The 10,136-nt window shown below is 62.2% G+C and carries 12 protein-coding genes and 1 pseudogene; 3 read left to right on the top strand and 10 right to left on the bottom strand.

The genetic code is table 11. The features are described from left to right. Window positions 1-273, top strand: a pseudogene (locus tag Q4P21_RS05710) (DEAD/DEAH box helicase); the annotation flags it as partial. A 309-nt stretch (window positions 274-582) separates the two neighbouring features. On the opposite strand, the gene Q4P21_RS05705 reads toward Q4P21_RS05710, so the two are convergent. The 5 genes from Q4P21_RS05705 to Q4P21_RS05685 form a co-directional block, all read right to left on the bottom strand. Beyond that, entirely contained in the window at window positions 583-1,146 is a 564-nt protein-coding gene (locus Q4P21_RS05705; RefSeq protein WP_303387846.1) for a hypothetical protein, read from the bottom strand. Window positions 1,147-1,244: 98 nt separating this feature from the next. Then, entirely contained in the window at window positions 1,245-2,378 is a 1,134-nt protein-coding gene (locus tag Q4P21_RS05700) for a cation:proton antiporter (RefSeq protein ID WP_303387845.1), read from the bottom strand. 53 nt (window positions 2,379-2,431) lie between these two features. After that, the gene (locus Q4P21_RS05695) at window positions 2,432-3,073 is read right to left on the bottom strand and encodes a HutD family protein (protein WP_303387844.1); all 642 of its coding nucleotides are present in this window, start codon (window positions 3,071-3,073) and stop codon (window positions 2,432-2,434) included. Further along, on the bottom strand, window positions 3,073-3,306 hold the full coding sequence (locus Q4P21_RS05690; protein WP_303387843.1) for a hypothetical protein: 234 nt from the start codon (window positions 3,304-3,306) through the stop codon (window positions 3,073-3,075). Before Q4P21_RS05690 ends, Q4P21_RS05695 begins: the two co-directional genes overlap by 1 nt. A 45-nt stretch (window positions 3,307-3,351) precedes the next feature. Then, window positions 3,352-3,753, bottom strand: coding sequence for a YccF domain-containing protein (locus Q4P21_RS05685; protein ID WP_303387842.1), 402 nt, complete (start codon window positions 3,751-3,753; stop codon window positions 3,352-3,354). A gap of 168 nt (window positions 3,754-3,921) precedes the next feature. Between Q4P21_RS05685 and Q4P21_RS05680 the strand changes: the two genes are divergently transcribed. Both Q4P21_RS05680 and Q4P21_RS05675 read left to right on the top strand, forming a co-directional pair. Next, window positions 3,922-4,497, top strand: a complete 576-nt coding sequence (locus Q4P21_RS05680) for a hypothetical protein (protein ID WP_303387841.1) — start codon at window positions 3,922-3,924, stop codon at window positions 4,495-4,497. A 9-nt stretch (window positions 4,498-4,506) separates the two neighbouring features. Then, on the top strand, window positions 4,507-5,031 hold the full coding sequence (locus Q4P21_RS05675; protein ID WP_303387840.1) for a PspA/IM30 family protein: 525 nt from the start codon (window positions 4,507-4,509) through the stop codon (window positions 5,029-5,031). 52 nt (window positions 5,032-5,083) lie between these two features. Here the strand turns inward: Q4P21_RS05675 and Q4P21_RS05670 are convergent, their stop codons facing one another. The 5 genes from Q4P21_RS05670 to Q4P21_RS05650 form a co-directional block, all read right to left on the bottom strand. Next, window positions 5,084-6,781 carry an exo-alpha-sialidase gene (locus Q4P21_RS05670; RefSeq protein WP_303387839.1) on the bottom strand — a complete coding sequence of 566 codons (1,698 nt, stop codon included), beginning with the start codon at window positions 6,779-6,781 and terminating at the stop codon, window positions 5,084-5,086. Between the two features lie 76 nt (window positions 6,782-6,857). Continuing rightward, the gene (locus Q4P21_RS05665) at window positions 6,858-7,841 is read right to left on the bottom strand and encodes an aldo/keto reductase (RefSeq protein WP_303387838.1); all 984 of its coding nucleotides are present in this window, start codon (window positions 7,839-7,841) and stop codon (window positions 6,858-6,860) included. A 189-nt stretch (window positions 7,842-8,030) separates the two neighbouring features. Further along, window positions 8,031-8,690 carry a pentapeptide repeat-containing protein gene (locus tag Q4P21_RS05660; protein ID WP_303387837.1) on the bottom strand — a complete coding sequence of 220 codons (660 nt, stop codon included), beginning with the start codon at window positions 8,688-8,690 and terminating at the stop codon, window positions 8,031-8,033. Window positions 8,691-8,768: 78 nt separating this feature from the next. After that, on the bottom strand, window positions 8,769-9,212 hold the full coding sequence (locus Q4P21_RS05655; RefSeq protein ID WP_303387836.1) for an ASCH domain-containing protein: 444 nt from the start codon (window positions 9,210-9,212) through the stop codon (window positions 8,769-8,771). 18 nt (window positions 9,213-9,230) lie between these two features. Next, a complete protein-coding gene (locus tag Q4P21_RS05650; RefSeq protein WP_303387835.1) occupies window positions 9,231-10,103 on the bottom strand; it encodes a DUF4031 domain-containing protein in 873 nt (290 codons plus the stop codon). Between the last annotated feature and the right edge of the window lie 33 nt (window positions 10,104-10,136).

Raw genomic sequence — 10,136 nt, 5'->3', positions numbered from 1 at the left:
CGCCCGGCAGGCGCTGGCCGTCCCGCAGGATCGGGCCGCCCGGCACGCGATGGCGATGTGGCCCGCGGCAAGCGCGCTCCCCATGCCGGCGGCTCACGTGAAGGCGCCCGCGAGGGTGCTCGCAGCGGTGCCAACGTCGCTTGGTCCTCCAACACTGGCGGCACTTCCGGTGGCAGCTACAACGCCAACGGTGGCGGCCAGTCCCGCCCGGCCCGCTCCAGCGGACCCCGCCGCGCCACGGCACCTGCTTCAAACCAGCGTCGCGGCCGCTAAAGCGCACCGCACCCGCTAAATAGCGACAAACAAACAGCCCGCCGTGTGCGGAGATTCGTTGAAATTGACGGGTCTTCGCATGCTGCGGGCTTTTTGTTGCCGAAAACGCGCCCTGGCAGCCGTAACTGCTCCTGCACCGATCCACGTGCCGTCTCGAAACCGCGCTGTGGCCGTGTGCCCGTCCCTGCCCCGCGAAACCGCGGTTGCTCGACCGCGGGTTTGCGGTTTGGACGCGGGCATGCGGGCAACGGGCGGGTTGGTGGAGATCAGCTGCTTGGAATCAGTCCGAAGTGGTGGGTGTTGGCGGTGTCAGGCCGGCAAAGGGCTCAAGGGCCTGCTCCAAGGCGGCTCGATCCGCGTGCGACACGGTGGTAATGCCGTAACTGATGGAGATGGACCGTGGTGGAAGGCTGGACTGTTCGTACTCTTTGGCGGCTTTCCCCGTGGAGTCCCTGTCGACATCGACATGATCTTCCTCCACTCTGCAGTACTGGTCGGTACAGTGTTGCTGTTCCAGCCAACGGAGTTCCAGGTGGTGGTCATGGCGTCGCCGCCGTAGCCGTTGCCCGAGGACGGGTACCAGCCCTGCTCGCCGCGTGCGTTCCACTCGAGATCGTATTCGCGCCCCAACGCTGTCTTGAGCTCGGACAGGATCGCCGCAGAGATTTCCTCGGCATCCTCCTGCACGGGAGCGGCCAGCACCTCGTCGGGCATCGTATAGGCGTGGAGCGGATAGTCCCGCCAATTCACGGTGACTTCCTGGCCCACAGCGTTGGTGTACGTGCTTGTTGGTCCAGCAGCACACCCACTGGAACTTGCCAGGACACCAGCCACGGAAAGGGCTGCCACCGCAGTGCGAATCCAGTTCCCCATGCTGAAATCCTTCCCCCGGAAACAGCCAGTCCAGGGCGGGGGTGGCAAAGATTCTTCATACCGGGGGATGAAAGCGTGCCAAGATTGTGGACCTCCAGTTAGGCGACGATGTTGCGGGATGCGTACCTGCTCCCCGCAACAGTGGCAGCCGCTATGGTGATCAATGCACCCAGGACCAAGGCGGCTGGTTCACCCGGTGCCAGCAGATTCTGTTGGATGCCGATGGTTGCGGCGGCGATGGGAACGCCAAGTTGCGACGCCGAGAGCACTCCCAGGGACAAGGCAAGCCCAAAGATTCTGCTCAGCAGATGAATCGCGATCGAGCCAAACCCGAGCGCCAGGCCCAACAGAATCATCTGTGGATGGGTCGCCAAATCGCGCAGGTCGAGCGAAGCGCCCAACCAGAGGAAAAAGAGTGGCCCCAAAAACCCGTCCGTCAACGCAAACAGTTGGTGGGCCAGCCGGCGTGGCTCACCCACAGCAGAAACCGCCAAGCCAAAAGCAAAACCAGCGAGCATGATCGACACATGGCTCCACACTGCCAGCCCAGCCAAGGCAAACAACATGACCAGTTGAGATCTGAGCTCCAGCGCGAATTTTCTCTCCTCCGAGACCTTGTGAATGCTCCTCCACTTGCCGCTACTGTCTGCTTTGCGTAATAGCAAAAACACAAGGGCGGCACTGCCCAACACTGCCAAGGATCCGAGCGCAGCCCTGCCCGCCGTGGCAGGGTCCAGCGCCAGCGGAAGGGCCACGATGGCCAGAGTGTCAGCCAGCGCAACCTGCGCAGTTAAGGCCAGTATCGGAGGCCCGGACAAGGTCAGGGAACCGATGATGGGCAGCACCAACGCGGCGGAAGACGAGGAGAGAAGGACAATATAAAGCGCTGCATGGGAGTTGCCGAACAAGGCGGCCAGAGAGATACCCGCCGCCGCGGAGACGACGGCAACAACCATCAGTTGCACGGCTCCGATGCCGAGAGCGGAACGGATCTTCTTCTCCCTCAAAGGGACATGGGTGCCTGCCACGAACATGATCAGTGCAAAACCCATGTCGGCCAAAAACGTGAAGGTGGGCTCAACCGGGTTGACGAGGTTCAGCCCGGTGCGGCCAAGAAGAATGCCGGCCAACAGTTCGCCTATCAGGACCGGGACCCGCCACTTTCGGGGGAGTGCCAGAAGCGGACCCAGTAACGCAACAGCGCAGAGCAGTGCCAAGAGGGGAAACGTCATGGCAGGGGCCCGCAGGAGTGAGTCAAGCGCCGCTGTTCCATTTGCCCATTGTGCTAGGTGGGATCGTTTTGCCCAAGATTTTCTTGGAGGCCCGGGTCTGGATCCGAACTCTCACGGGCGGGGTCGATGCTCAGCACGGCAAGGAAGCCGCGGCCGGAAATTTCGGGAGCTTCTTCGGCACCCACAACGGTGTCGAACTTGCCCAGCGTCTCGGTGGGTGGCACGGAGGAGGCAGCGGCGTCGTCGGTATCCGGGGAAGCGGGCGAAACGGAAGCCGAACCCTGCAGCAGCACGGCGAACTGGCCGGCAAAAACGGGGTGGGGACGCTTCTTGGACAGCTCGACGATCATGGCGTAGCCCTTGCAAACGCCGCGGCGGGTCATCAGGTTCAGATCCTTCAGGATGCCTGTGGGCAGCGTCGCGGAGGTCTCGGAGTCACCGGAAAAGCGGAACGGTCGGTACTTTTCCAAGGCCTGTTCAACGCCGTCGACAGTGAGGGCAATGAGCTCGCCCTCAACCACGGTGATGATCCGGTCAATGCCGGGCATGGGCGAAAAGGGCCCGGCTTTGACCACGTCGGCCAGAGACAACCGCCAATCCCAGCCGCCGGCGCCATCCGGGCCTACAGCAATTTGGCGCGTCGTTCCACCAGCCCAAGGCACAGCCTTCAGGGAGGCGTGGCGGATGATCTCCACTATTTTTCGTCCACATTCTTGACGCTGTACACGTGCAGACGCTTGGGATCGGAGGGACGACGGCGGAGCTTGCGTTTGTAGTACGACCAGGCTCCTGTGATGGCCAGGGACACGGCGAAGGCGAGCACGATCTTGATGGGCAGGTTCACACGGACAAACGTGAGCACCAGTATCATGGCGGCGAAACTGGCGAAGTTGACCAGGATGTCCAGCCAGTCGGTCTTATTGCGCATGACTCAATCCTACGCGGCCTTGGTTCGGGCGGCTGCCGGAGCAGGTCACCTGTACATGCCCACGAACGGCCGGTTGGTGGGGACGATCTCCTTGCCAAGGGGCATGAGGGAAATGGGGATCATCTTCAGGTTGGCGATGGCCAGCGGGATGCCGATGATGGTGACCGCCATGGCAAAGGCTGTGGTGATGTGGGCAATGACAATCCAAATGCCGGCCACCAGCAGCCAGATGACGTTGCCCAGTGTGCTGGCGATGCCTGTGCCCCCGGGCTTGTCCACCACTGTCCTGCCAAAGGGCCACAAGGCATAGTTGGCGATGCGGAAAGAGGCGATGCCCCAAGGGATCGTCACGATGAGCAGGCAGCATACGATTCCAGCCAAGCAATATCCCAGTGCGAGCCAAAAACCACCCAACACCAGCCAAATGACATTCAAGATTGTCTTCATGACTCCATTGTGCCCTGTGGCGGTGATAAACACCTCAGGGGAAACCCGGAAAAACCCCTGAATACTGTGGCGATGCCTGGATCGGACCATGCCGTGGTCAAGTACCGGTGCTACGCTGATTTGCACTGTTACTCGGCTCACCTCCAAGGTAAGGAAACCGGCAATTCCATGGACTTCGGCACCGTCTTTTTGATCCTCATGCTGGTGATCATCGCCATTGCTGTAGGCGTGGCCATCACGTTGGGGGTGCTGGTGTCCCGCGGCGTGGTGAGCTTGGTGAAGATCTCCAAACCCAAGTATGCATCGGCCAAGCGGAGCGCGTTGAAGGTTCGGGCCGATTCCACCTCGGGACCCGTCGGGGATATCTTGAAGCAGCGGGTGGCGCTGGCGGAATCACTGGAAGCGACCCGCCGTTCCTTGGACGTGGCGCAGGGCACCGGCCAGTACACCGGCAATTTGGAGTCCATCTTCAATACGCTCCAACAGACCGGTTCCGTCATGGAGCACCATCTTCTGGTGGCTCAGCAGGAGCCGGACCCCGCCGTCCAGTCCCTCTATGCAAAAACCCTCAGCGTGCAGGTGAAACAAATAACGCAAACCGCCACGGGCGTGCGCAACGCCCTGGCCAGTGCCGCCGCGCCAGCGGGCGACGTCGACTTGAAGGACCTCACCCGCACTCTTGAGATCGAAGCGGCCATGCTGAAGAAATGGTCCAAAACGTATACCGACCTCGGTACGGATTAGCCAGGGTCCATGAATTTTTTTGACCGTGTTGCCGCCGTGTTCAAGCAGCAAAAGTCCAAGCAGCACAACAAGTACGACGACGCTGCCTCCTCCCGCGACCAGCTCACCCTGGGCGAGGCTCAACTGAAGCAGCAGGCTGCCGTGCAAAAGATGCGCCGTGGTGTGGCTGATGTTTCGGTCAGCCGTCAGCGGTTGGACCTGCAGGCGGAGGATTTGCAGAAGGCCTTGGACACCCTAGCCGCGCAGGCTGATAAGTCCCAGTCTGCGGGGGACGGTGCCGCCGCCCAGACGGCACTGGCCCGCCATCACATCATGGGAGGACAGCTGGCCGATCTGTTGAACCAGCGCGATGCGTTGGCCGATCAGGAAACCATGCTCATCGCCGCCCTGGCCCAGTTGCAGGCGAGAGTTGCCGGCTTCAACGTCACGGCTGAAACGCTCAGGGCCGCCCACACTGCCGCGAGGGCCGATCAAGTCATCGCGAAAGCGCTGGCAGATTTTGAGGAAATCCGCCGAACGCCTGGAACGGATTAGGTACCGACCGCAGCAAGCCAGCGCTCTCAGTGAACCTTGAGGGCCAGTTGAATCAGCCAGCTGTGCTGCTGGCACCAGACGTCAAGATGTCCCCGGAGGCAATGTCAAAGGTGAACGCCCGGCGTGCACAGGCCGAGGTGGCGCCAGTGTCTGCACCCAGCGTGAACACCAGTGTCAATGATGTTGCGGCCACGTCTGATTCAGTCAGCGCGTAGGTGGCCGTGAATCCACGGACCGCGCCTGGGCCCAGCGGTTCCCAGCCAATGATGGTCTCCCCGATAGCTGATCCGGCTTCGGCAGTTCCCGGCTCAAGGGATTCCCCACCGTCCACCAAATGGCCGAGGCGAACAGCGACGGAGGTCGCGGCTCCGTCCGCAAAGTTCTCCACACGGCCGCTGAAAGCCAGTACGTCCCCGGCCTTGTATCCCGGAATCACGGAGCCGTAATTCACATCTTGCGACTCGCGGTTGGACAGAACCTGGGGTGTGTTCGCTGAATAGCCCTGCCCGACTTCCTTCCAGGTGGCAGGATCCCAGTCCCCATCGGTCTGGGCCAGCACGAAGCTCTCGCCCACACTCTCCCAGACGGCGGGGCGGCCGGGCGTGATGGAACGCAACACCACACTCAAGCCGGCGGACCCCGCCCAGGACGTGTCGGCGTCGTGCGTCAGAGAAGCTGTGGGGGAGGCGAGCAAATCCTGCGGATCCACCGTGGTGAACACGATCTCCTGGTAGCCCTGGCGCTCGTACAGCACCCCGATGCGGCCGCTTGGCAGGCGGGTGGCGGTGGAATATTCCGAACTTCCCGAGCGCAGCGCGACGGCGTACGGCCAGGTTGCGCCATCGTCCTGCGAGAGTTTCAACAACGTGTTGCGGCGCAGCAGGGGGTCGTGGTTGTGGGTGGCGATGAGCCAGCGCTCTGTCTCGGGCGCAGCGAGTGTGGCCACGTTGGGCAGGCCGTCAAAACGGGCCAACGAGCCGTTGTCGCTGGGGTCCGGCAGCTCGTGGTGGGGCTGTGCGGGGGAGTAAGAGTGTCCGCCGTCGGTGGAGACGGCCGTGAGCCGGAAGGGGGTGGCGCGTGAATGCATCAGCAAGCTGCCGTCCGATCGAGACACCACCTTGTTTTCATTGCCGCCGGGGATGAACTCGCCCAGCATCCACGTCTCACCGTGGTCGTCACTGTACGCGCTGGCGGACATGATGTTGCCGCGAAACATGACGACGAACTGCTGCACCAGACGCCCCATGAACGGGCCGGTGTGGATCTGGATGCCCGCGCCGGCGGCGGCAAAGAGCCCTGTCATGCCCTCGCATTTGAGCATGCCGGTGAGGCGGCGATGTTCCCAAGTGGCGCCGTCGTCGTCGGAAAAGCTGAGGTCCGAATGTTGGATGCCATCTTGGTCTTCGAGCCCTTCTACGGCCTCGAAAAAGCCGGCATGCGTGCCCGCGGCATGGAATATGAAAATACGGCCGGTCTCAGTGTCGACGAGCAGGCTGGGATCTCCATAGCCGTCAAGGCCGGTTCCGGTGCGCACTGTCTGCTGTGGCCCCCACGTATTGCCGTCGTCGGTGCTGCGGCGTAACAGCAAGTCGATGGGGTTGGGCAGGTCGTCCAGGTTGGGGCGGCCGTCGTAGGCGGCGAGAATGGTGCCCCGCGTCGACACCGCAAGAGCCGGGATGCGGTATTGGCGGTGCCCGGCAACGCCGCGACGCGCAAGAACGCGCTCACTAGAGGTAGGACGTAGGTTCACAAATTGAGTCTAGGCGAGTGTGTCCGGGGATGGAACCGCCCCGGGCACACTCGCGCTGGACTGCTCACTGAGGGAACTACTTGTAGACGGACTTCAACCCGGCTTCGTCGTAGCGGGTGCCGGCAATGCTGCCAGCGGGGGCTGCGGCTTCCAAAGCGGCCAAGTCCTGTGCGGTCAGGACAATATCCGCAGCGGCCACGTTCTCCTCCAGGTACTTGCGGCGCTTGGTACCGGGAATGGGCACGACGTCCTGGGCGATAACCCAAGCCAGCGCGAGCTGAGCAGCAGTGACGCCCTTAGCAGTGGCAAGTGCGGTGATCTTCTCCACCATCGTCAGGTTTGCGGCCATGTTGTCCTGCGTGAAGCGGGGCATGCCACGGCGCCAGTCGTCGGCAGCGAGATCGTCTTCGCTCGTGATCCCACCAGTGAGAAGACCCCGGCCCAGTGGCGAGTAGGCCACGTAGCCAATGCCGAGTTCGCGGACGGTGTCCAGGACGCCATTGCTCTCCGGGTCGCGCTCAAAAATGGAGTATTCGGTTTGCAGCGCCGTGATCGGATGCGCAGCGTGTGCGCGGCGGATGGTCTCCGGTGCGGCCTCGGACAAGCCCAGATACCGCACCTTGCCTTCGGTCACAAACTCGGCCATGGCACCCACGGTCTCCTCGATCGGGATGTTGGGATCCACACGGTGCAAGTAGTAAAGGTCCACGTAGTCCGTGCCAAGGTGGCGCAGCGACCGCTCCAGCGCCTTGCGGGCGTAGGCGGCACTACCGTTGACTGGGCTGCGGGAGCCGTCGTCGGCAACTTCGCTGCCAAACTTCGTGGCAAGCGCGTATTCGCTGCGCCGGTGGCCAATGGCCTGCCCGATGAGCTGCTCGTTGAGGAATGGCCCGTAGACTTCGGCAGTGTCGATCAAGGTGACGCCCAAATCAAGGGCCCGGTTGAGCGTGGCCGCCGATTCGACGTCGTCGCGCTCGCCGTAAAACGCACTCATGCCCATGGCGCCCAGTCCCTCTACGGAGACCTCCAGCCCCTGGTTGCCCAATTTCACTGTTCTCATGGTGCTTCACGCCTTCACTTGATGTGTGTCCCCGCACGGATTGCCCCGAGCGGGTGCTGCCAAACAAAAATGCTGCCGTACTTTAGGCCGTGGAGCAAGAGCCGGAGGCTGGCAAATCGCTGGGTGCTGGGTTCAGCCCTCGTCAAGGGTGATGTCGGGAATGGAGGAAAGACGCCTGCGCCACATGCTTTACGCCACGATGATGCCCAGATGCGCTGCCAGGATGGGGGCGAGCAGGCTGAGCTGGTACTCGTCCATGACGGCCCCGGCCATTGAACCCACACCGTTGAGGGTGCGAAAGTCCGTAGTGCGGATATCGAAGTCCTTCAGCGTTGCCTGCTGGACATCGAGGGTGCCGATGCGGCAGCTCCTCAGGGCCAGGCGGGTCACCGTGGCACCGCCCAAATCCAGATCATCAATGATGCAGTCGCTGATCTGTAGATCGGTAATTTTTGCGGTGCGCAGGTTCAGGAAATCCAACTTGCCGCCATCAATGCGTACATTGTGCCAAGTGCTGTCATACAGTTCCGCAGATCCCCACCGGGGAGAGGTGATTTCCACGTCTCGCCAACTGGTCCGGGACGCCTTTAGCACGGGTGCAAAACTGTCTGTGAGGATGACGTCGCGGAACCGCGTACCGCGCATTTGGGCGTTGTGAAACGTGGCGCGCCGCAACTCGCATTCCAGGAAGTCCGTGGACGTGAGGTCTGCTTCGGCGAAGTCTGTTCCGTCAAAAAGTTGCCTATCGTGGCTGTCACCCGGACTGAAAAATCGATCCTCGTTGAGCTCGAGCCCATTGAGCTTGACGGGGGAGAGCAGGGGTGGGCGGGGAGTTGGTTTCGAAGCCATGCCACAAGGCTATCCGCCAGCGCGAACACCGAAACCCTGCTAACCAGCCAGTGCGTCAGTGCTTCCATGGATGCCGGTCTAGGGAAGTCGGGCGATCAGCTTGAACCGTTGCAGCACCAGCATGGAGTTCTCGTTTATCGTGAAGTCCGGGTCACCCATGGCATTGCGCATCTCGGCGGAGTGCCAAAACTCCTCATGACCGGCACGCCACTGGGCCACAGTGGTGTCGCCTTCACCTTCGTCAATGACGTGCTGCAGGTCGACGTCGGCCAGCCGGGCATGGCGGACAGCTGTCGTTTCAATGACCGCTACGCCTTTGCCGTCCGAATCAATCACCACCTCCTGCTGGCCTATGACGGGCAGCTCCTCCTGTTCAATCTCATATTCAATGAGAGTGGTGGTGGTTGACGTTTTGGTGCCGTCAAGGATGGCGGCCACCAGTTGGTCACGCAGCGGCCCCGGGAACGCAAACGCGGCAACAGGCAGTGGGGGCATGCCGGCGAAGGAGATGAACTCTGTCATGGAGCGATCCTGCTTTCTTTATTTTTGACTCAATTGTGCTAGCTCTTGTGCAAGGTTCACCCGTGCCTGGGCGTCCCACAAATTGCGGCCACGTGGTGTGTGAAACAGCGGCTCCAGGGCGAGCAAGCGTCGCAGCACCGCGGCCCTGCCCTTGACAAAGTCATCCGCCGGAACGTGGGCATACTCCTGACGGACGCTCACCAAATACCGGGAGTAGGCACCCGGTGAGCCGCCTAGCACGGCGAGGTCGGCGTCGCACAGGAGGTGACCGGCATCGTCGGCGGCTTCCGGGGCGTGCGCCGCAGTCAGGCGCACCAGGCGAGCAACCTCACCGGCCTCATCCACTGAAACCACAGCCTCAAGACACGCCTGCGCTAAAACAGCTGAGTTTTCTTCATCTGCGGCGGTGCCGTTGTAGACGGCATCGTGAAACCAGGCGGCCAATGCCACGGGGCGTGGGACGGTGCGGCCGGTCAGCTGATCCAGCGCCTCCAGCACCGCCAGCAGGTGTGTGGGGGAGTGGTAGTGCCGGTGGGGTTCGCTCCAGCGGGCCAGTAGGTCCGCACCCAACTTAGGCTGATCGGGCAACAGTGCCCTCCAGCGCATCTCCAGCACCGAACCCACGGATTTGACCCGGTACTTGGCTCGGATGCGCAGGCCTGATGCCACCAGTGTGCGGGCCAGGTCCTTGCCTGAGATGGGCGTGGCCCCTGCCGCGAGCAGTTTTTCGTACAGTCGCTGCGGGACGTCGTAGTGGTCAAGGTCGAATGCCCGTCTGGAGACGCCGTTGGCCGTGGCAAAGTCGTGAAGTTCGGAAACCGAGGTGTCCGAAATCAGGTGCGAGAACATCGTGCCATGCGCCGGCCAATAGGGAGGATCGATGAAGATCATGGCCCCAGTGTAGGCCGGAGCAGCACGGCTGCT

Origin of the sequence: Arthrobacter sp. (assembly GCF_030540645.1) — a bacterium.
Taxonomy (GTDB): Bacteria; Actinomycetota; Actinomycetes; order Actinomycetales; family Micrococcaceae; genus Specibacter.
Note: the sequence above shows the minus strand (reverse complement) of the source record. Positions and strands in the feature narration are given on the sequence as shown.

Coding starts and splice junctions, on each gene's coding strand:
- Q4P21_RS05705 (WP_303387846.1), bottom strand. CDS start 1,146: ATGGGGAACTGGATTCGCACTGCGGTGGCAGCCCTTTCCGTGGCTGGT.
- Q4P21_RS05700 (WP_303387845.1), bottom strand. CDS start 2,378: ATGACGTTTCCCCTCTTGGCACTGCTCTGCGCTGTTGCGTTACTGGGT.
- Q4P21_RS05690 (WP_303387843.1), bottom strand. CDS start 3,306: ATGCGCAATAAGACCGACTGGCTGGACATCCTGGTCAACTTCGCCAGT.
- Q4P21_RS05685 (WP_303387842.1), bottom strand. CDS start 3,753: ATGAAGACAATCTTGAATGTCATTTGGCTGGTGTTGGGTGGTTTTTGG.
- Q4P21_RS05680 (WP_303387841.1), top strand. CDS start 3,922: ATGGACTTCGGCACCGTCTTTTTGATCCTCATGCTGGTGATCATCGCC.
- Q4P21_RS05675 (WP_303387840.1), top strand. CDS start 4,507: ATGAATTTTTTTGACCGTGTTGCCGCCGTGTTCAAGCAGCAAAAGTCC.
- Q4P21_RS05665 (WP_303387838.1), bottom strand. CDS start 7,841: ATGAGAACAGTGAAATTGGGCAACCAGGGGCTGGAGGTCTCCGTAGAG.
- Q4P21_RS05660 (WP_303387837.1), bottom strand. CDS start 8,690: ATGGCTTCGAAACCAACTCCCCGCCCACCCCTGCTCTCCCCCGTCAAG.
- Q4P21_RS05655 (WP_303387836.1), bottom strand. CDS start 9,212: ATGACAGAGTTCATCTCCTTCGCCGGCATGCCCCCACTGCCTGTTGCC.
- Q4P21_RS05650 (WP_303387835.1), bottom strand. CDS start 10,103: ATGATCTTCATCGATCCTCCCTATTGGCCGGCGCATGGCACGATGTTC.